General features: G+C 66.2%; 18 protein-coding genes. 10 read left to right on the forward strand and 8 right to left on the reverse strand.

What is annotated here, in order from left to right:
* Positions 1-115: 115 nt before the first annotated feature.
* Genes ELS24_RS24975 through ELS24_RS24990 form a run of 4 tightly spaced genes read left to right on the forward strand, consistent with a single transcriptional unit; the run spans position 116 to position 3,241 of the window.
* Positions 116-784 (forward strand): response regulator transcription factor, encoded by a 669-nt coding sequence (locus ELS24_RS24975; protein WP_050445436.1) that lies wholly within the window; start codon positions 116-118, stop codon positions 782-784.
* Positions 781-2,151 (forward strand): ATP-binding protein, encoded by a 1,371-nt coding sequence (locus ELS24_RS24980; protein WP_127185634.1) that lies wholly within the window; start codon positions 781-783, stop codon positions 2,149-2,151. The genes ELS24_RS24975 and ELS24_RS24980 overlap by 4 nt, the downstream gene beginning before the upstream one ends.
* Before the next feature lie 43 nt (positions 2,152-2,194).
* Positions 2,195-2,851: a GntR family transcriptional regulator gene (locus ELS24_RS24985; protein WP_050445438.1), complete on the forward strand. Its 657-nt coding sequence runs from the start codon at positions 2,195-2,197 to the stop codon at positions 2,849-2,851.
* Between the two features lie 27 nt (positions 2,852-2,878).
* Positions 2,879-3,241, forward strand: coding sequence for a hypothetical protein (locus tag ELS24_RS24990; RefSeq protein ID WP_050445439.1), 363 nt, complete (start codon positions 2,879-2,881; stop codon positions 3,239-3,241).
* A gap of 40 nt (positions 3,242-3,281) precedes the next feature.
* On the opposite strand, the gene ELS24_RS24995 is transcribed toward ELS24_RS24990, so the two are convergent.
* From ELS24_RS24995 to ELS24_RS25005, 3 genes are all read right to left on the reverse strand, one after another.
* On the reverse strand, positions 3,282-3,950 hold the full coding sequence (locus ELS24_RS24995; protein WP_127185635.1) for an RraA family protein: 669 nt from the start codon (positions 3,948-3,950) through the stop codon (positions 3,282-3,284).
* 31 nt (positions 3,951-3,981) lie between these two features.
* Positions 3,982-4,950 carry a Bug family tripartite tricarboxylate transporter substrate binding protein gene (locus ELS24_RS25000; RefSeq protein WP_127185636.1) on the reverse strand — a complete coding sequence of 323 codons (969 nt, stop codon included), beginning with the start codon at positions 4,948-4,950 and terminating at the stop codon, positions 3,982-3,984.
* An 85-nt stretch (positions 4,951-5,035) separates the two neighbouring features.
* On the reverse strand, positions 5,036-5,914 hold the full coding sequence (locus tag ELS24_RS25005; protein ID WP_240669377.1) for an NAD(P)-dependent oxidoreductase: 879 nt from the start codon (positions 5,912-5,914) through the stop codon (positions 5,036-5,038).
* A 207-nt stretch (positions 5,915-6,121) separates the two neighbouring features.
* Between ELS24_RS25005 and ELS24_RS25010 the strand changes: the two genes are divergently transcribed.
* Together ELS24_RS25010 and ELS24_RS25015 are read left to right on the forward strand one after the other, a co-directional pair.
* Positions 6,122-6,631 carry a DUF1993 domain-containing protein gene (locus tag ELS24_RS25010; RefSeq protein ID WP_127185637.1) on the forward strand — a complete coding sequence of 170 codons (510 nt, stop codon included), beginning with the start codon at positions 6,122-6,124 and terminating at the stop codon, positions 6,629-6,631.
* Positions 6,632-6,772: 141 nt separating this feature from the next.
* On the forward strand, positions 6,773-7,219 hold the full coding sequence (locus ELS24_RS25015; RefSeq protein WP_050445443.1) for an SRPBCC family protein: 447 nt from the start codon (positions 6,773-6,775) through the stop codon (positions 7,217-7,219).
* A 41-nt stretch (positions 7,220-7,260) separates the two neighbouring features.
* Here ELS24_RS25015 and ELS24_RS25020 read toward each other — a convergent pair whose 3' ends face one another.
* From ELS24_RS25020 to ELS24_RS25035, 4 genes are all read right to left on the reverse strand, one after another.
* The gene (locus tag ELS24_RS25020) at positions 7,261-8,514 is read right to left on the reverse strand and encodes a type II toxin-antitoxin system HipA family toxin (protein WP_127185638.1); all 1,254 of its coding nucleotides are present in this window, start codon (positions 8,512-8,514) and stop codon (positions 7,261-7,263) included.
* On the reverse strand, positions 8,507-8,764 hold the full coding sequence (locus ELS24_RS25025; RefSeq protein WP_050445445.1) for a helix-turn-helix domain-containing protein: 258 nt from the start codon (positions 8,762-8,764) through the stop codon (positions 8,507-8,509). Before ELS24_RS25025 ends, ELS24_RS25020 begins: the two co-directional genes overlap by 8 nt.
* Positions 8,765-8,921: 157 nt before the next feature.
* Positions 8,922-9,503: a YceI family protein gene (locus ELS24_RS25030; protein WP_050445446.1), complete on the reverse strand. Its 582-nt coding sequence runs from the start codon at positions 9,501-9,503 to the stop codon at positions 8,922-8,924.
* A 10-nt stretch (positions 9,504-9,513) separates the two neighbouring features.
* Positions 9,514-10,281, reverse strand: a complete 768-nt coding sequence (locus tag ELS24_RS25035) for a class II aldolase/adducin family protein (protein ID WP_050445447.1) — start codon at positions 10,279-10,281, stop codon at positions 9,514-9,516.
* Between the two features lie 217 nt (positions 10,282-10,498).
* Between ELS24_RS25035 and ELS24_RS25040 the strand changes: the two genes are divergently transcribed.
* The 3 genes from ELS24_RS25040 (at position 10,499) to ELS24_RS25050 (ending at position 15,311) form a co-directional block, all read left to right on the forward strand.
* On the forward strand, positions 10,499-12,226 hold the full coding sequence (locus ELS24_RS25040) for an alpha/beta hydrolase (RefSeq protein ID WP_127185639.1): 1,728 nt from the start codon (positions 10,499-10,501) through the stop codon (positions 12,224-12,226).
* A 17-nt stretch (positions 12,227-12,243) separates the two neighbouring features.
* A complete protein-coding gene (locus tag ELS24_RS25045) occupies positions 12,244-12,951 on the forward strand; it encodes a hypothetical protein (protein ID WP_050445449.1) in 708 nt (235 codons plus the stop codon).
* 248 nt (positions 12,952-13,199) lie between these two features.
* Positions 13,200-15,311 carry a PIG-L family deacetylase gene (locus ELS24_RS25050; RefSeq protein ID WP_127185640.1) on the forward strand — a complete coding sequence of 704 codons (2,112 nt, stop codon included), beginning with the start codon at positions 13,200-13,202 and terminating at the stop codon, positions 15,309-15,311.
* An 18-nt stretch (positions 15,312-15,329) separates the two neighbouring features.
* Here the strand turns inward: ELS24_RS25050 and ELS24_RS25055 are convergent, their stop codons facing one another.
* Positions 15,330-17,129, reverse strand: a complete 1,800-nt coding sequence (locus ELS24_RS25055) for a tetratricopeptide repeat protein (protein ID WP_240669378.1) — start codon at positions 17,127-17,129, stop codon at positions 15,330-15,332.
* A gap of 297 nt (positions 17,130-17,426) precedes the next feature.
* On the opposite strand from ELS24_RS25055, the gene ELS24_RS25060 reads away from it, so the two are divergent.
* The gene (locus ELS24_RS25060; protein WP_127185642.1) at positions 17,427-20,870 is read left to right on the forward strand and encodes an autotransporter domain-containing protein; all 3,444 of its coding nucleotides are present in this window, start codon (positions 17,427-17,429) and stop codon (positions 20,868-20,870) included.
* The last annotated feature ends 7 nt before the right edge of the window (positions 20,871-20,877 follow it).

Consider the following 20,877-nt stretch of genomic DNA (forward strand, 5'->3'; position numbering starts at 1 on the left):
TTCATGACATTGGCCGTGGGCAAGCGCCCCGGGATTGGCCTGCATTGTCCTGATCAACTTTTAAAATTTCTTTAAGACCCCGCCGCGCCGTGCCTGACGGCGCTCTGGAGCGTGCGTGCGTATCCTGCTTGTCGAAGACGACCCCATGCTTGGCGATGCCTTGCGCGCGGGCCTGGCCGAAGATGGGGCCGATGTGGACTGGGCACGCACAATGCCTGAAGCGCAACTGGCGCTGGTGGACCACGGCTATCAAGCCGTGCTGCTGGACCTGGGCTTGCCCGCCGGCAGCGGGCTGACGCTGCTGAAGACGCTGCGCGGCCGGTTCGACACCACCCCCGTACTGATCATCACCGCACGCGACCGACTCAGCGAACGCATCCAGGGGCTGGACGCGGGCGCCGACGATTACCTGGTCAAGCCGTTTCAACTGGATGAGTTGCTGGCCCGCCTGCGCGCCGTGCTTCGGCGCAGCAGCAACAGCGTGGTGTCCGCGCTGCGTTGCCGCGACGTGGTGCTGGAACCGGCCGGCCGCGTCGTCAAGCGCGGCGGCCAGGAAGTCAGCCTGAGCGCGCATGAGTACCACACGCTGCTGGCGCTGATGCAGCGCATGGGCCACACCGTCAGCCGCGACCAATTGGAAGTGGCGGTATACGGCAGCAGCGGCACCATCGAAAGCAACACCGTGGCCGTGTACATCCATCAACTGCGGCGCAAGCTGGGCGATGGGCTGATTGAAACGCAGCACGGGCTGGGCTACCGCATGGTGGCGGGCGCCGCGCCATGATCACGCTGCGCCGCCGCTTGGCGGTCACCCTGCTTCTGGCCATGCTGGCCACCTGGCTGATTGTGTTCCTGCTGATCTATATGCAGCAGACGCGCGCCGAAACCGGCATGTTGGACCAAAGCGTGCGCTACGGCGCGCAAAAGGTGCTGCTGTCGCTGCCCACCAGCCTGCTGCAAGCCGAGCCCTTGCACGAAGAAGACCGTTTCGACCTGCCCGCGTCATCGAGCTTCGACGGCGAAACCTCCAACTTTCAGGTTTGGTCGCTGGCCGACAAGCGGCTTATCGTGCGCTCGCCCACCGCGCCCGATACCCCCATGGTGCAGAGCTTTGAAGACAGCTTCCAGGACGTGATGGTGCATGGCGAACCCTGGCGCGTCTATGCCTTGTCGGATGCGGATGGGCTGGTGCAGGTGCAGTTCGCCAAGTCGGTCGATCAATTGCAGGACGACACCGTGGCGCGCATGTGGAGCGGCCTGTGGTTCTTCACCGCGCTTTTCCTGGCGCTGACGGGCTTGACGTGGCTGGTGATACGCCGCGCCTTCCGCCCCGTGGACCGCGCGCGAGACGCCATCGTGAACCGCACCGGCGTGGACCTGACGCCGGTGCCCCCCGCTGGCATGCCGGGCGAGCTGCGGCCTTTCATCGGCGCCATCAACGGCTTGCTGGAACGGCTGTCGGCATCGCTGGACCGGGAACGGCGCTTTCTGGCCGACGCGGCGCACGAACTGCGCACGCCGCTGGCGGCGCTAAGCGCCTATGCCGAGCTGGCCTTGCGCAGCGACACTGAAACGGCGCGCAACCAGGCGGTGGAAAAACTGCGCGACGTGGCGTTGCGCACGTCGCGCCTGGCCGAACAGTTGCTGGAACAAGCGCGCATGCAGGCCCAGGACGAAAGCGAGATCGAGCCCGTGCCGCTGGACCAGCTGGTGCAAATGATTGCGCGCGACAGCGAAGTGCTGGCCAATACCAAGCGGCAGCGCATCATCCTGGACACCCACGCCACCTCCCTTCCCGGCAATGTCGACGCGTTGGGGGTGCTGGTGCGCAACCTGCTGGACAACGCCTTGCGCTACACGCCGGAAGGCGGCTGCGTGAAAGTCAGTTGCGGCCCACTGCCGCAAGGCGGCGCGCAACTTAGCGTGGCGGACAACGGACCCGGCATTGCCGTCAGCGAGCGCGAGCGTGTGTTCGACCGTTTCTACCGCGTGCCGGGCGCCATCGAGCGCGGCAGCGGCATCGGTTTGTCGCTGGTGGCGCAGATTGCCGCGTGCCATGGCGCGCGAGTGGAATGGGGGCCGGGACTGGATGGCCGGGGTATAGGAATCACCCTCAATTTCACCGGGATCCGGCCGGCCCTTCGGGTATAGTCTGGAACTCTTCGCTGCCCCCCCCCAGGAACCCTGCGCCACCATGACCAGCGCCCGCGACCTTGTCTATGCGGAACTTCGCCGCCGGCTGATGTCGGGCGTGTTCCTGCCCGGTGAACGGCTGCGCGAAGAACACATCGCGGCCGAGCTTGCCGTCAGCCGCACGCCGGTGCGCAGCGCCATCGAAAGGCTGGTGGCCGATGGCCTGGTCAAGCGCGAAGGCCGGCGCGGCGCCGAGGTGCTGGGCTGGGTGGACCGCGACATCAACGAGGCGTTCGACTTGCGCCTGCTGCTGGAGCCCTATGCGGCGCGCACCGCCGCCGAACGCGCCACGCCCGAACAGATCGAGCAGCTTGAACAGATCAACCAGCGCATGCTGGACGCGGTGCAGTCGGACGACGCCGACAAGGTGGCGCGCGTGCAGCACTGCAATAACCTCTTTCACCACGCCCTGCTTGACGCGGCGCAATCCGCGCGGGTGCGCAACATGGTGGAAAACCTGCTGGACATGCCGATCATCATCGGCTCGTTCTATTTCTACACACATGACGATATGCTGCGCAGCGTGGAACATCACCGGCAGATCATCGCGGCCCTGCGCGCGCGGGACGCGGCTTGCGCCGAGATCGCCATGCGGTTTCACCTGACGGCCACGCACCTGCTGTTTCGCAGCCAGCGCAAGCCGCCGGCGGACACGTAGGGTTGGCCCCTTTTCCTGAAGTCTTCTATGTATTCGCCCCAGATTCTCGTTGCCCTGTTCGTGCTGCTGCTTGCCGTGGCCATTCCGCTTGCGACCATCGTGGTGCAGTTGTTCCGGCTGGCGCAGTGGGCGTCACAAGGCGACCCGGCCACGCGCGGCGAGCCCCCGCGCTTCACGGGGCCGGTGCTGGCGCTGCTGTTCAGCACGCTGGCCGCCAGCGATTTCACGGCGCTTGAGCCGCTGCGCAGCATTGCCGCACACAACCCGGTGCCGCTGGCCGCGCGCGCCTACTTCACCGTGGCGATGCTGGTGCTGGCGGTGCTGTCGTGGGCCTACGGCGGCGCAGTGCTGGACCGGCTGCTGCGCCGCCTGGGGCTGAAGCGGGACTGAAGCCCAGGCCTTCACCCGCTTATTAATCAGGGCCCAGCGCTTACGGCTTCCAGCCCTGCGCCTGCATCCGCGCGTCAATCCACGAGGTGTCCAGCGTGCCGGCGGCAATCTGCGCCATCATCCGTGCTTCGACTTCCATCTTGGCCGTGGCCGCTGCATAGATCGCGTCCACCTGCTCATACGGCACGCACAGCAGGCCGTCTTCATCGCCCAGGATCAGGTCGCCCGGCGTGATCGTCATGCCGTCCAGCGCAATCACCGTGTTGATCTCGCCCGGGCCGTCCTTGTAAGGACCGCGATGCGTGATGCCGGCCGCATACACCGGAAACGAACCCCGACGGATGGCGCCGCAATCGCGAATGGCGCCGTTGATCACAATGCCGGCCAGACCGCGCGTTTGCGCGTAGGTTGTCATGATTTCACCGATGATGGCGTTGGTGAGGTCGCCCCCTGCGTCCACCACCACCACGTCGCCGGGCTGGGCCAGTTCCAGCGCCTTGTGCACTAGCAGGTTGTCGCCGGGGCGCGTGCGCACCGTCAGCGCGGGGCCAGCCAGCGAACTGCCGTCGTGCATGGGGCGCAGGCGCGCCCCGCCTGCCGTCATGCGCCACATGCAATCACTGATGTTCGCCACGGGAATGGGGCGGAATTTTTCAACCACATCACTGCTGACCGCACGCGCGCGCGGGTGGATGTCAAAGCCGATCATGGGGTGCTCCAGGTGCTGTCGATGTGGGGGCTTATTGTTTCGGAATGCCGGCTTCCTGCACGACCTTGCCGAAGATGTCGTGGTCGGTGCGGTGGCGCTTGGCCAGGTCGGCAGGGGTGCCCGCCATGACGCTGTAGCCGGCGGCTTCCAGCTTCTTCACCAGTTCCGGCTTGGCCTGCGAGGCGTTCAGCGCCTTGTTCAGCGTGGCCACCACGTCGTCGGGCGTCTTGCCCGGCGCCATCAGCCCCCACCAGATGGTCTGGTTGATGGACTTGAAGCCGCTTTCAGCGAAGGTGGGCACATCGGGCAAGGCGGGCGAACGGGCGTCCGCCACCACGGCCAGCGCGCGCACCTTGCCGCCACGAATCTGCGGCAACAACGATGCGACGGAACCCGTGTAGAGGTCGATGCGGCCGCTGGCCAGATCGGGAAACGCTTGCGACCAGCCGCGATACGGTACGTGCATCAGTTCCATGCCGGCCGCCTTGCGCCACAGATGGCCGATCAAATCGCCGCTGCCGCCAATACCGGGTATGCCCAACGACACCTGGCCGGGGCGCGCCTTGGCGGCCTTCACCACGTCATCCAGCGTCTTGTAGGGCGAATCGGGCACCACCACGAATACGCTGGGCGACGACGCCACCAGGCCCACCGGCTTGAAGTCCTTGAAGGTGTCGTAGCTGAGCTTGTTGTAGAGCCACGGGTTCAGCACGATGTTGTCCGTCTGCGCCATGACCAGCGTGTGGCCGTCCGGCTTGGCGCGCGCGGTGGCGTCCAGCGCCAGGTTGCCGCCCGCGCCCGGCTTGTTTTCCACCACGATGTTCCAGCCGGTGTCCTCTGCGATGGCGGTGCCGATCATGCGGGTCAGCGTGTCGGTGCCGCCGCCGGGCGGAAAGGGCGAGATCAGCGTGATCGGGGCCGAGCCCATATCGGCGGCGCCGGCCGCGGCCGACGAGACAAGCAGCGTGGTCGCTACCAGCAGTTTTTTCAGGGATGTCATTGTCTTCCTCACTATTTTGTTTGGGATGGTTCGGGCGGCCCTCTTTGGGGCCGGTCCTGGGATCTTGAATACTTAACAGCTCTGGTCAGGACGTCCGCGCAAGCGGCGTCAGCCAGGCCAGGCGCGCCTCAACCGAATCCGGCACGTTGAACGAGCCGGCCTCGCGCGCCGCTTCGATGCCCTGAGTGGTGCGCGCGAAGAGACGCTCCACGCCATCCAGCACCAAGGGCTGCAAGCCGGCTTGCACCAGTTGTTCGCGGGCTTCGCGCACTTCGGCCAGACGACGCGGCGCATGCAGCACATGCGAGCGCACGAAGGAATCCACGAAGGTGGTGAGCGGCGTGCGGTCGATGTCCGACAGCACTTCGTACAAAGACGCGCGCAGGCCCATGCTTTCAGCCGCCACCAGGCATTCGACGGCCAGGCTTTCCATGCCCTTGGTCATGATGCTGCGCAACAGCTTCAGGCGAACCGCATCGCCCGCCTGCCCGGCGATGGCCTGGGCTGGCGCGCCGCAGCCGGCAGTGAACGCCACGACCGCTTCCGCCCCCGTTCCGGCGCAAAGCAGCGGCGTGCGCGCGCCCAACAGCGCGATGGCGCCCATGATGGCAACGTCGGTGTAGGGAATACCGGCCGACGCGGCAACGCTGGCCGCCGCGCGCATGTCCGCTGCGCTGGCCGTGGTGAAGTCGGCATAGGCCGCGTCCTGGCGCAGATGCGGCAAGGCCTGCCGGGCGACGGCAAGCGCGGCGTGCCCGAACACGGCCGAGACCACGATGTCCGCCTCTTGCAGCCAGGGGCCCGGTTCGGCGTACAAGGCGCTGCCGAACGACTGCGCGCGCGCCTGCATCGGGGCGTCTTGCCGCAGTTCGCAGATGCCCACGATCCGGTGGCCACCCGCCACCCAGGCCTCGGCATAGCAAGTGCCCACTTCCCCACAACCGATCAATGCGATTTTCATCATCGTAAGTACATTAAAAATACATACGGCGTTATAACGCACGGAAAAGGCCGGAATATACCCGTGTAAACCCGTGGTTTTGAACAATGAAAGTACATTAAAAGTACAAAACAGGCATCAGCACGGCGGTAGGCAATTGCTGGTAGTCTTGCCCCAGCCGCGTGGCCCCGCCGCCGCGCCCGCCTACCCTTATTCCCAAGCGAGTCCTCCATGACCTACCCCCTGTACGACGCCTCCGTTCCCGTCATCAAGCAGATGCTGTCCGCCTTGTCCGACGTGCTGAAGAAGGCCGAAGCGCACGCCACCGCCAAGAACATCGACGCGGCCGCCTACCTGGGCGCGCGCCTGTACCCGGACATGTTCCCGCTGTCGCGCCAGGTGCAGATCGCCACCGACTTCGCCCGTGGCATCACGTCGCGCCTGACCAGCACCGACGTGCCGTCCTGGCCCGAAGGCGAGGCCACGTTTGCCGATCTGCAAGCCTTGATCGCCAAGACGCTGGCGCACGTGGGCGCGTTCACGCCGGAACAGTTCGAGAAAAGCGCCTCGCTGGAAATCGTGCTGCGCCCGGGCACGCCCAAGGAAAAGAAGCTGTCGGGCAGCGCCTATCTGCTGCACTACGGCCTGCCGCAGTTCTTCTTCCACGTCACCACGTCCTACGCGATCCTGCGCCACAACGGCATCGAAGTGGGCAAGCGCGACTACATGGGTACGTACTAAGCTGCCGTAGCGGCCTCCCGCGCATCAGGCGGGGCGGCCGCTTAATGATCCAGGGTTTTCCCTGATCGAATCGGTGTCGATTCTGGTGTCGCCTGTTCGTCGTAGCCATACGACCCACTCACTTTTCAAGGCGGACACACCATGACTACCGGCACCGTGACTTTCCACCGCGTCCTGCGCGCCACCCCCGACCGCGTCTACCGCGCCTTTCTCGAGGCCGACGCCGTCGCCAAATGGCTGCCCCCCTACGGCTTTGTCTGCCAGGTCCATCAACTGGACGCCAAGGTTGGGGGCATCTACAAGATGTCGTTCCGCAATTTCGGGTCAAACCAGATCCACGCCTTCGGCGGCGAATACCTGGAACTGGTGCCCTCGGAAAAGCTGCGCTATTCCGACCGCTTCGACGACCCCAACATGCCGGGCGAGATGATCACCACGGTGACCTTGCGCAAGCTCAGTTGCGGCACCGAAATCGCCATCGAGCAAAGCGGCATCCCCGCCGCCATTCCCACCGAGATGTGCTACCTGGGCTGGCAGGAATCGCTGATGCAGTTGGCGACGCTGGTGGAACCGGACGTGTCGGAGTAAGGCCCGAGGCCCCAAGACCCCGGAAGGGGAACCGCAAAGCGCTACGACCCGCGGCCGCCCTGGAACACCATGGCCGGCCGTACCGCATCGCAGCCCCCTTCCCACTCTTTGCGCATCCGACCCAGGAAGTCGCCGTCGACACGAGGTTTTTCGTCGTGCAGCACCTCTTGCATGGCGGTGGCGATGCGGTCAATGACGGCTTCCGGCTGCGCGACGCCGCACACCGTGCGGCCAAACTGCAGCAGCGCCTTACGGGTCGGATACTCCCTTTTCTTGTTCAGCTTCAGCGCCAGGGTGCGATCCGACAGAATGCGCCCGGATTGCGGATCTTCAAAGTCGTACACGCTTGTGGTCACGACGTCGAACAACGGCGCCAAGGCGGCGGGCGCAGCGCCCGGGTGGCGATACAGCAGGCCGAAATTCTTCAGATGTGCATCGCCGTTGCGCACCAGGACCGATAGCGTCACGTAGTCGAAAAAGCGGGCAAGGCTCTCATTGCGGTTCGCGCCGCACAACAAGCCGATCAGTTGCGCAATCGTCTCGTAAGAGCTCAGGTACTTTTCGCGGGCGGTCTTGCGCAACAGCACCGCCATGTCTTCAAACCCCAGTTGCTGGCCGCCATCCAGATCAAAGCGGCGCATCACGAATAGCGATCCATCATTCGACAGCCAGAAGTCCGGCACCCGGATGCCCGCTTTTTTCGCGGCGCTCATGCACAGGAACTCGTTCTGCGCCAGAAAGGCATAGTGCTCGCCGGCGGCTTTCACGATGAGATCAGGCGTGAAGGTGGTCGACTTGTCGACGATGGCCTGTCCCGCCACGCCCTCCGCGTCCGGCATCAGGACCTTGGGCTGGAAACCGGAGATTCCGGACGTGAGATAAGCACTGACCAAATGGTCGAAAAGTTCAACGCTGGCCCCGCTGGCCAATAGCGTCGACAACCCGACCTCGGGGCGCAGCGGCGGCATCTCGCGCCCGGGTTCGAGGTATCGCAATCGGCCGATCTGGTTGCTGCCCGTCAACGCCAGAAGACGCATATCGTCCAGCGCCACCGCTTTGCCAAAGCGCTCCCAGAGCTTTTCGTACAGATAGCCCTCGGGGCGGTTCATCGCAAAAATGGGCGGCAATGCGGTGTCGGCGTAGCTTTCGGCGCGATGCGGCATGATCAACGACACCTCGCGGTCCTGCTCGGGGTGGGTGTAGTTGAAGACAAACCTGGATTCTTTTTCCAGCAAGCCCGACTCGCCTTGCGGGGTGCTGATCTCCAAACGCTTGATCTTGTCGGCCTTACTCATCGTCCAGGCGCTCCACGTCGTCGTAGTTGATGCCCGCGGTGTCGATGCGTAGCCCCATGTTCAAGGCGGCAAGCGCTCGCATGATGGCATGCAGGCCGACGTTTTCGCCTTTCTCGATCTGAATGATGAGTTGGCGCGGCACACCCGCGCGCTCGGCCAGCGCTGCCTGGCTGAGCTTGCGCTGCTTGCGTTCACGCTGAAAATTCGCGCCGAACTGCGCGGGGAAAACGGCGGTGGAAAAGTACGGCATAAGCGGCATTCCTGGGCCGTAGCGGCCGGATGATGGCTATACCGTACATCTAGCGAGGGTAAAAATGTACGATAAAACAGACTTTTTTTTATTTCTTTTAATTAAATGTCGGCTATTTCGTACAAATCCACCTGCTCTGAGGGTTGACTACCCGCCCCTACTTCCGCCGCCCCGCCTCAACCTGGATCTTCAGTTCCACTTCCGGCTTGAAGCCCATGTCCAGCCCGAAGTCCAGACCGAAGTCCTTGCGGCTGAATTCCGTGGACACGTCCGCGCCGCAAACCTCGCGCTTTTCCATGGGGTGGTCGATGCACTTGAAGTCGTCGATGTCCAGCTTCACCCGGCGCGTGACGCCGCGCAGGGTCAGGTCGCCGGTGGCTTCTTCGGGGCGGTCGCCGTCGAACTTGGTGAAGGTGCCCTTGAACGTGGCGGTGGGGTAGCGAGCGGCGTCGAAGATGTCGGGCGCGACCGCGTGCTTGTTCATTTCGTCGTGGCCGAAGTCCACTGAATTGATGTCGACCGTGACGTCCACGGTGCCGGTGCGGGCCTGGCGGTCCAGCACCACCACGCCCTGCGACTTGTTGAATTTGCCGCGCCACGTGGACAGGCCGCCGAAGTGATCGGCTTCGAAGCTGGGATAGGTGTGCGAGGGGTCGATGTCGTAGGTGACCGGCGCGGCGGCGGCGGACAGCGACAGGGCCAGCGCGCTTGCGCCCAGCAGGGTCGGGATCAGCTTCATCAAGGTTCTCCTATTCCGCGTAGCCGGGGTTGCGGCGATCCAGGCGGCGCAGCAGGCCCGGCCAGGCCAGCGACGCCTTGTACGCGCGGTCGGCGGGGGATTCGACGGCGGCGCGCGCCAATACCTCGGGCGGAATGAAGACCAATTCGCCGCCCCCGGCCTGCGCCCGCACCTGCGCCATGCAGGCGGCTTCCAGGCGGTGCATGGCCTGGAACGCTTCGGCCATGGTCTGGCCCACGGTCAACAGGCCGTGGTTGCGCAGGATCAGGTAGTTGTTGCTGCCCAGGTCGCGCACCAGGCGCGGTTGCTCTTCGGGGTTCAGCGCCAGGCCTTCGTAGTCGTGGTAGCTAAGCGAACGCAGCGCAATGAAGGCGAACTGCGACAAAGGCAGCAAGCCGGCCTTCTGCGCGGACACGGCCACGCCGTTGATGGAATGCGTGTGCAGCACGCACATCGCGTCCTTGCGGGCCGCATGGATACAGCTATGGATGGTGAAGCCGGCGGGGTTGATGTCGTATTCCGAATCCATCACCTTGTTGCCGTGCAGGTCGATCTTGACCAGGCTGGACGCGGTGATCTCGTCGAACATCATGCCGTAGGGGTTGATCAGGAAATGCTCGGTGCCGGGCACCTTGGCGGTGATGTGCGTGAAGATCAGGTCGTCCCACCCGAATAGCGCCACCAGCCGATACAAGGCCGCCAGGTCGGTGCGCACCTGCCATTCCGTTGCGCTGACCTGTTCGCGCACGCTGTTGCCTTGCTTGCTTACCGTATCCATCCCATCTCCAGTTTTCGTTTTGAGTGTCTTGAATCTTGGTGGCGATGCCGCCACGGGTCCGCTGAATACTGTATTAGTTTTGGACCGGTTCGGCATAGGGGCCATGCGGCGTCGTCCGTCTGATGCAAACAATTTTCCTGGCCCGCGCCCTCCATCCGCTCTGCCGCCGGGCTTTTCGCTTGCATAATAAAGGCCGCCCCTCGCCCGGAGACCCGCCATGCCACAAGGCCCCCACCGCCGCCTGTCGGCTTTTTTCCAGTCGCACCTGGAATCGCTGTCTGGCGTGGGTTTGCTGCTGGGCACCCTGTTCTTCGCAGCCTCGCTCACCCCCACGCTGGTTCCCCGCACCCACCTCACGCAGGGCGTGCTGGCGGGCGCCTGCCTTGCGGTGGGTTACGGGCTGGGCGTGTTGTGGCATTGGCTGTGGGCGTATATGGAACTGCCCGAACCCCGGGGCCGCGCGGCGCGCATCGTCAATGCGACGATCACCCTGGCCTGCCTGGCCGTGCTGGTGTTGTTTCTGTGGCGCGCGGCCCATTGGCAGAACACGATCCGCGCGCTGATGGACATGGCGCCCGTGACCAGCGCGCATCCCTTCAAGGTCAGCGCGACCGCCTTGCTGACCTTTGCCGTGCTGCTGGCGCTGGGCCGGCTGTTCAAGCTGGTGACGCGCGCGCTGGCCGCGCAGGTGCGTCGCGTGGTGCCCCGGCGGGTGGCCAACGTGGCGGGTGCGGTCATTGCCATCGTGATCTTCTGGTCGCTGGCCAACAACGTGCTCTTTCGCGCGGCGCTGCATGTGCTGGACGCCTCGTTTCGTGAGTTTGACGCGCTGCTGGAACCCGATCGCCCGCAACCCACCGCCCTGGGCAAGACGGGCGGCCCCGAATCGCTGATCGGTTGGCAACAACTGGGCCGGGCGGGTCGGGAGTTCATTGCGTCGGGTCCCAGCGCGAGCGACATCCGCGCCATCACGGGGCGCGACGCCATGGAGCCGATTCGCGTCTACGTGGGCCTGCCCGGGGCAGACTCCCCCGCCGCCCGCGCCAAGCTGGCGCTGGCCGAAATGAAGCGGGTGGGTGCATTCAATCGGTCTACCTTGGTGGTGGTGACGCCCACCGGCACCGGCTGGATCGACCCCGCTGCGATGGACGCGCTGGAAACCCTGCTGCATGGCGACGTGGCCAGCGTGGCTTTGCAGTATTCCTACCTGTCCAGCCCGCTATCGCTATTGGCCCAGCCCGAATACGGCTCCGAGGCGGCACGCGCGCTGTTCGCCGAGGTTTACGGCTACTGGACGACCTTGCCCAAGGCCAGCCGACCCAAGCTGTACCTGCATGGCCTGAGCCTGGGCGCCATGAATTCCGCACGGTCGGCCGAGCTCTTCGAAATGATTGGCGACCCCATCCAGGGCGCGCTCTGGAGCGGCCCGCCCTTTGAAAGCCGCGTGTGGCGCACCATTACCGACGCCCGCAACCCCGGGTCGCCCGCCTGGCTGCCGGAATTTCGTGACGGCGCGTTCGTGCGCTTCATGAACCAGCACGGCTCGCCCGTGCCGGCCGACGCGCCTTGGGGCCCCATGCGCATCGTGTTCCTGCAATACGCCAGCGACGCCATCACCTTCTTCGACTTCCGCGACCTGTACCGCCGCCCCGCCTGGATGTACCCGCCCTACGGCCCCGACGTGTCGCCCGAACTGCGCTGGGTGCCGGTGGTGACCATGCTGCAACTGGCGCTGGACATGTCCGTCAGCACCGAGACGCCCATCGGCTTTGGCCACGTCTACGCGCCGCAGCACTATGTAGACGCCTGGCTGGCCGTGACGGGCGCGCCGGACTGGACCCCGGACGCGCTGGCCAGCCTGAAGCGCCACCTGATCGCGCGCGCCCAAGCCGCCATGGACGACCGCAACGACGGCCAAGCGGCATACGAAAATCGCGGGGGATAAGGACAGTGCGACCCGACATGCCAGACGCGCTGACGTCATTCTTTCGCAGCGGCAACATGCTGCGCAGCCGCGACGTCAGCACACGCGTGCTGACCGCCACCCTGGATGTGCCCGCCCCACCGCCCCGGCTCGTGGCCGATTGGCAACGCGAGATCACGTCGCGGCTGATGCTGGACGCGGGCGACGTCGAGCAGATGCCCCTGGCCCGCACGCAAACGCGATGGCCCGAGACCGCCCGCTGCATCCAGGCCATGCGGGACTGGACGCGCGCGCTGGGCTGGCAAGACGTGCTGGCGCACAGCGACATGGCCTTGATGGCCTGCCGGGGCGCGCGCTACCACCACGACGGCGGGCAATATGGCGGCGCGGCTTTCTGCAACCTGTTCCTGAGCGACGACAAGGGGCTGGACGTGCATTTTCCGGGCACGGGACATCGCATCCCGCTGGTGCGCGGCACCGCGCTGGTCTTCGACACCTGCCAGCCCCACGCCGTGGTGCCGCGCAATGGGAGCCGCTTTGATGAAGCGGACTTTCCGGCCGACCAGGACTTGTCGCAATTGTTCCTAAGCTGGGAGCTGCCGATCGACACCCCCGCCGTGGCGCAAACGCTGGGTATACGCTTTGATGTCGCGCCGCAGGCCGCCGCGCGTTGCGATGACGAGCAGGTCTGGGTGAATGGCGCGCGCGCCGAACTGGATCCGGCTTGCGGGCAGTGGCTGGGCTAAGGTTTCGGGCCCCGCTTGCGCCCCTGCTTGCGCCATTGCCGCGGCTTGTATTCAGTGACGCATGTGCGTGCCGGCAACGTCCCTGATTTCCCTCTGCCGCCGCTGCGTGCGCCACGGGCTACGTGTCAGCCGCCGCCGCTATACTTTTCCCCACCCGGTGTTTTCGACCCGCTTTTCCGACCCGCTTTTCCAACCCGCTTTTCCAACCCTAAGTTACTTGCCGCGCAGCGCCCTCGCTGCGCCTTTTTATGCCCGCCTTGATGGACATGCCGCGCCCGCTATGCCGGGCGTTTTTCCGCACCGCCCGCCCCCTCGTTGCCGCCTTCGCCGCCGCGCTCTTTGCCGCCCTGGCCTTGGCTCCCGCTCCGGCACGGGCCGCCCCGCCCACGCTGGCCGAATGCAACGGCATCAAAGACCTGGCTTTCGTCGCCCATCTGGATGACGACCTGCTGTTCATGAACCCCGACATCGCCTCCAACGTCGAGGCGGGCGGCTGCGTGCGCGTCGTCTACCTGACCGCCAGCGACGCCGGTGAAGGCGAACCCTATATGCTGGGTCGCGAACGCGGCGTGCGCGCGGCCTACGCCTACATGGCACACAAGCCCGACGTCTGGAAGGCCGACACCGGCATTGCCGCCGGCCGCCAGATTGCGCGCTTCACCTTGCAAGACAATCCGCGCGTGCAGTTGTGGCACATGCGCTTGAAGGACCCATGGCTGGGCAAGGGTTGGGGCAGCCTGACGCCGCTGAGCCGCACGGAATCCGAACCCGGCCATGACGTCGATACGCTGGGCCCCTACCGCGAGACCTACTCGCGCGAGCAATTGGTCGACACCCTGGCCGAGCTGATCCGCCAATATGCGCCAACCACCGTGCGCCATCTGGACGACACCATCGCCGTGCCGTACACGCAATTGTGCTGGCGCTGCGCGGGCCATGGGCACCCCGACCACATCGCCAGCGCAAGGCTGGCGCGCGAGGCCATGCTGCGCGTGCCCGGCAACTATGCCGAAACCGGCTACATCGACTACCCCAGCCAGGAACGCGCCACCAACCTGGCCGATTCCGAAATCGCCAGCAAGTCGGTGATCTTCCAGCACTACGCCTGGAACGACTACCACTATTGCGCCGGCCCCACCGGCTGCAAGGAACCGGCCGGCCCCGCTGCCGCCTGGGTGCAACGCGCCTATTACGTATCGCGCCAGGACATCGCGCCGCAGTTGTACCCGGACGGGCGCGGCGGATTGGTGGTATTTGCGGCGGGAGAAACCAGTGCCGCCGTCAGCCACTGGGACTCTGGCCAACGCCGCTGGCAAAGCCTGGGTGGGCGCACCACCGGCCCGGTGGTCTCGTTTGCCCATGCCGACGGCACGGCCGGCCTGATGGCGCGCGATCCGCTGGGCGGCGTGTGGGCCAACAAGCAACGCCACGACGGCACCTGGCAGGGCTGGCAAGCGCTGGGCGGCCTGCGCGTGACGCAGATTCCGGCCGTGGCGCCGCGCGGCGAAGCCGCCGCCGTGGCGCTGGGCTATGACGGCCTGCTGCACTGGATTGCCCCGTCCGGCATCGATGGCAGTTGGAGCACCTGGCAGGCCCTGCCGGCGCTGGACGGCGTCACCGGCGCACCGGCCGCCGCGCGCGGGGCCGACGGGCGCTACGTGGTCTTCGCCAACACCGCCCAGGGCAAGCTGTTCTACACCCGTCAACTGCCCGCCTCGCAAGGCAAGCAGGCCCCCTGGCAAGCCTGGCGCCCGGTAGCCGCGCCGATCACCGCGGGCGGCCTGGCCGCCATCCGCAACCAGGAAGACCGCGTCGAACTCTATTTCCGCGAACGCGGCGACAACCATCTGACCAAGCTGGTGGAAACCGGCGACACCACCGACCTGAACATGGACTGGAGCCCCCCCACCGACCTGGGCCTGCCCTTCATCGGACGCCCCGCCATCCAGGCCGACGCACGCGGCAACGTGATGCTGGCGCTCTTGGAACGCGCGGGCGGCCCGCTCTGGCTGGTCGAGCGCGGCATACCCATCAAGCTGGACGCCGACGCGGCCTCGCCGCCCGCGCTCAACATCATCGACGGCGTTGTCTATGTCGTGGCCCGCAGCGCGGGCGGCCCGCAACGCTATCAAGTGCTGTCACGCCGCAATGGCGCCTGGGCGGAACGCCTGACGCTGGACGGCGTGCCGGGCAGCGGCGGCGGCCCCTTCGCCGCGATGGCGGCACGCCCGGCCGACCTGCCCAACCTGGGCGCGAATGCCGCAAGCAATATCGTCGTGGTGCGTCCCTCGGCCAACGACAGCGGCACGCTGACGGTGGAACGCATGCCCACGCAGGCATCGCGCACCGCCACGCGCTAGCAGGAAGGGTCCGAAATCCTAAGTGAAATGCCCGCCACGCAGCGCGGCGGCAACCTCGTCCAACACCGGGCCCCATGCGTGGGGCTCGGGTTGGCGAAACAGCCGCATGGACGGATACCAGGGCGTGTCGGCGCGGTGTTGCAGCCAGCGCCAGTCCGGCGCAAACGGCAGCATGACCCACACCGGGCAGCCCAGCGCGCCAGCCAGATGCGCCGGCGCGGAATCAACCGACACCAGCACGTCCAGCAGCGTGATCAAGGCGGCGGTGTCGTCGAAGTCCTGGATGCCATCGCTTGGAGACACCAGCGCCATGCCGGGCGGCGGCATGGCTGCCTGCGCCGCCGCCGGGCCTTTTTGCAGGCTGATGAAGGAGGCCTGCGCTTGAGCCAGTGGCGCCAGGTCGGCCAGGTTCAGGGAACGTTCCGCGTCGTTTGGATGACTGGGCCTGCCGGCCCACACCAGCCCCACCCAGGGCCGCGGCAAGGCCGCCAGGCGCTCGCGCCAGTGCGCCACGCGCAGCGGGTCGGCGCGCAGGTAGGCCGTGCGCACCGGCAGGTCGTTCAGGCGCAGGCCCAGCGCCAGCGGCAGGCTCATCAATTCGCAATGAAAGTCGAACGCGGGCGGCAGCGTGCCCGCCCGAATGATCTGATCATGGCCGCCACCGCGTTCGGCCAGCGCATGGCATTCCGTATTGACCTCCAACACCACCCGCGCCCCGCTGCGCTCTCGCGCCCAGGCCAGCAGCCGCAGAAACTGGAAGGTATCGCCATAGCCTTGTTCGTCATGGATCAGCAGGGTTTTGCCGGGAATGGCCTGCCCTTCCCAACGCGGCTTGTGCATCGGCCGGCCTAGCATCGTGGTATGCGGCATCTGGTAGCGAAAACGGTATTCGCGCCAGCCGGTGTCAAAGTCGCCTTGCTGCAGCGCGACCTCGGCCAGGTCGAAGCGCGCACCGGCATCGGCAGGCGTGGCTTGCACCAGGTTTTCAAGCAGCGCGCGGGCCTCGTCCAGCTTGCCCTGTTTGCGCAATGCCTGCGCCTGTCGTCGCGCCTGTGCCAGAGCTTGCGCCAACTCGGCTTGCGCGGGTGGGCCGGCACGGGCGCCTTCGGCCCCCATCGCCGCAGCGCGCGCAAGCTCGATCTGCCGCAGATTCTGGTGCGCTTGCGGTATCAAGGGGTCGATGTCGATGGCGCGGCGCGCCGTGGCCAAGGCCGCGTCATGTTGGCCATCATCGCTTAAGGCCACCGCCATGTTGCCGAGGGCTTGCGCGTAGTTCGGATTCAGCGCCAGCGCCCGGCGATAGTGCAGAAGCGCCTGCGCGTTGTCGCCCAGACGCTTGCAGGTATTGCCCAGATTGTTGTGCGCCTCGGGGCTGTCGGGCAGGATCGCGGCCACGCGCCGCAGGCAGTCCAGGCTGTCGACCAGTTGGCCAGCCTCTTGCAGGATGATGCCCAGGTTGTTCCAGCCCTGCGCCTCGTCAGGCGCCAACGCCACCGCGCGCCGTGCCGCGCTTTCCGCTTCGGCCAGCGCGCCCTGGCGGCGGCAGATTTCAGCCAGGTTGCCGTGATAGCTGGCGGGCGCAAGCGGCGACCGGCAGGCGACGCGCAGATGCTCGATCGCCACCTTCGGCAAGCCATAGGCGTGGGCCATCAAGCCCAACAGGTGCCGGGCATCGAGTTGGTCCGGCGCCACGTCCAATACCCGCAGACAGAGCTGCTCGGCTTCTGGCGCCTGGCCCGCGTTCCAGTGCGCATACGCCTGACTCAACGCGGCGGAAACGCTCAATGGCGCAACGGAGGAAGGGGTTTGCTTGGCCAAGATGTCAGCGCCGCGGCGGCGCGCCCGAATCGGAAAAGCTTGATTATCCCCGCAGCGGCACCGAACGTTCGCCATCAGCCGCAGAGCCAGTCCCCGTGCGGCTCGCCGCTTGCGCAAGGGGGGATAAATCGATATCAGCAGGCAAAAACACCACTTTTTCAAGCAAATGCCAGAACGGCAAATACGGTATTAATGACGCGGAATTTTCCCGCCCACTGATAAGCCATTCCCGAAACCTCCTCTGCCCCCTGATGCGGGCGTCGGACACACGCGCGTTTTTTCCTGACGCGTCGAGGAATGTCCGCCCCCCCCTTGGAGGACCGCATTTTGAATCACATTTACCGGCTGGTATGGAATCGTAAATTGCGCGTCTGGCAGGCGGCGTCGGAACTGGCCACGCAATCGCACGGCGGGCGCTCATCCGCGCAGGGCAATGTCGCGGCGCGCATGCCGCGTTACGCGGCCGGGCTGGCGCTGGCGTTTGGGCTGAGCGGCGTCAGCGCGGCGGTGCAGGCGGCCTGTTCGGTTGTCGACGTCACCGTCACGTGCACGGGCGCGGCCGATCCCGGCGCGCCCGGCTTTGCCAGCAATGCCAACCTGCTTGATGTGACCGTGGAGCTTGGCGCAACGGTCGGCGTCGACCCCACGACCGGCGGCACGGCCATGAGCCTGACCGGCAGCAATATCACCTTGAGCAATGCCGGCCGCATCGACGCCAATCTGCTTGGTGCGTCGACGGGCGCCTCGTCTGGGCTGGTGGTGGGCAATGCGTCCGCCAGCACGATCCACATTTCGAACCTGGCGTCGGGCACGCTGGGCGGCGTGGTGGATTCGATAAGCCCGCTGCCCAGCCTGGCCGGTCTGGCGTTGGCCGTGCAGAACGGTACGGGCGGGGTCAGCCATCTGACAAATGCGGGCATCATCCAAAGCTCGCCCAGAGCCGGCATGTCGACGTCAAACGCGGACATGCCGGTGATCGCCGCATATGGCGGCGGCCGCGTGGACTTCGTCAATCAAGGCACGATCACGGGACGGATCGGCTTCCAGGCGACCGGCACGCCGGGCGTGGGCCACAGCTTTGTGAACGCGGGCACCATCCTGGGTGGCGTGTCGCTGGGGCAAGGCGGCAACAACACCTACACGGCAGTGTCGGGTTCGTACCTGGCGCGAGGCACCGGCCTTGCCACCGCAGACTGGTTCGTGGCCGACATACCGGGGCTGAGCTTTGCGCCGCCCGGCACGGTGGATGGCGGCACGGGCGCGGGCGACACGCTGGTGCTGCAAAACGTATTGCCCTCGGCCGGCGTCGGCGTCGGCACCGGCGGCGGCGTCATGTCCATATCGGGCAACACATACATCAACTTTGACGTCTTGCGGGTCAATAGCGGCTCGTGGAACCTGGACGGCGTGTTGCTGAACAGCAGCGGTGTCGCGGAACTGAATGGCGGCCAGGCCAACCTAGCCGACGGCAGCGTGTTGGGCACCGCCGAGATCCGGGCAAACGGCGGCGCCATCGCCCTGGCCATGGGCGGCCAGACGCTTGCCAACAACATCGTGCTGGGCGCCCAGGGCCTGCGCACGACGGGGGCAAACGATTTCACCCTGTCTGGCAACCTGTCCGGCTCGGGCGGCTTGACCAAGGAAGGCGCGGGCACGCTGACGCTGATCGGGACGAATTCCTATACCGGTGTGACGCTCATCAGCGCGGGCACCTTGCAGGTTGGTGACGGCGCCGTGTCGGGCAGCATTGCCGGCAACGTGAATATCGCCAGCGGCGCCACACTGGCCTTTGACCGTAGCGACCGCGTGGTGTTCGGCGGTGCGGTGAGCGGCGCGGGCCAATTGCGCCACGCTGGCGCGGGCACGCTGGTGCTGACCGGCCAGAACACTTTTACGGGCAACACCCTGATCGACACGGGCACGCTGCAAGTGGGCGATGGCGGCACCACCGGCTTCATCACCGGCAACATTGCCAACCAGGGCAGCCTGGTCTTCAACCGTTCGGACGACCTCGTCTACGCGGGTGCGATATCCGGCGCGGGCGGCACAAGCAAACTGGGCGCGGGCGCACTGGTCCTGACCGGCGACAGCAGCGCCTACACCGGCATCACGCAGTTGTCGGCGGGCACCTTGCAAGTGGACGGAAAACTGGGCGGCAGCGTGCTGGCGGCAACGGGTACGACGTTGGCCGGCGCGGGCGGCTTGAACAGCGTCACCGTGGGTTCGGGTGCAACGCTGTCGCCGGGCAACGCGACCACGCAGCAGGGCCGCATGACGCTGTCGGGCGACCTGACTTTCCAACCCGGCTCCACGTACCGCGTCACCAGCACGGCCAACGGGCAGAACAGCAGCGTGCAGGTGGACGGCACCGCCAACCTGGGCGGCTCGGTCGTGCAGGTGGGTGAAAACGGCAACTACGCGGCCTCCACCACCTACACCATCCTGTCCGCGAACAACGGCGTGCAAGGCCGCTTTGACACCGTCTCCAGCAACCTGGCGTTTCTGACGCCGTCGCTGTCCTACGACAGCAATCGGGTTGATCTGGTGGTGAACTTGAAGGACGTGCCCGCGGACGGTGGCGGCTCGCGCCCCATCGAATTCGCCGACGCGGCCGTCACCGGCAACCAGCGATCCGTGGCTGGCGCACTGCAAAGCCTGCCCACCAACAGCGCGCTTTACCGGCACATCCTGAACCTGCCCAACGGCGCGCCACCCGAAGCGTTCGATGCGCTGTCCGGCGAAGCCCACGCCAGCACGGTGTCGGTGCTGCAGAACGTAAGCGGCTCGTTCACGCAAATGCCGATGACGCGCCTGCACGCCAACCTTAACGCTGGCCAGGTTCCCGGCGCGCCCACCGCGCAACTGGGCATGGGCGACGCGGCCTCGTTGCCCCAGTCGGCCGCGCAACCCTTGTGGACCCAGGTCTTCGGCAAATGGACCACGCTGGCGGGCGACAGCAACAGCGCCAAGACGACCCAATCGGACGCTGGCGTCACCATCGGCGGCGACGTGGCCGTGGGCGGGGGCTGGCGCTTGGGTGGCGCGGTCGGCTACGCTAACAGCGACAGCCGCACCCGTGAACGCGCCTCAAGCGCCGAGACCGACAGCTACAGCATCGCGGTATACGGCGGCAAGGCGTTCGATGCGGGTCCGGGCAAGATCAACCTCAGCCTGGGCGCGGCCTACTCCTGGCACGATGTGGACACCCAACGCAGCACCGCCGCCGCCGGACTCGACCAGACCCTGAAAGCCAGCTACGGCGCCAGCACCAGCCAGTTCTTCACTGAACTCGGCTACGCCGCGCCCGTCAACGAGCACCTGACGCTGGAACCCTTCATCGCCGCCAACTACAGTGACCTGCGCACGCGCGGCTTTACGGAATCAGGTGGTGACGCGGCGCTGCGCGGCCAAAGCAGCCGCAACGACATCACCACCACCACGCTGGGGCTGCATGCGCTGACCACGTTCGACAGCGCGGGCGCACGCGGCTACGCGCGCGGCACGCTGGGCTGGCGCCACGCCTTCGGCGACCTGAACCCGGCCAGCGTGCTGGCTTTTGCGCAAGGGGGAGATTCGTTCACGGCAACCGGCACGCCGGTCGCGCGCGATGCGGTGGTGGTGGAACTGGGCGTGGGCATTGCCGTCAGCAAGCGCACCACGGTGGGCGTGAGCTACGGCGGGCAGTTCGGCGACGGCAACCGCCAGAACATCGGCACGCTGGACGTGCGCTACCGCTTCTGATCGACGT

Source organism: Achromobacter spanius (genome assembly GCF_003994415.1).
Lineage (GTDB): Bacteria > Pseudomonadota > Gammaproteobacteria > Burkholderiales > Burkholderiaceae_B > Achromobacter > Achromobacter spanius_C.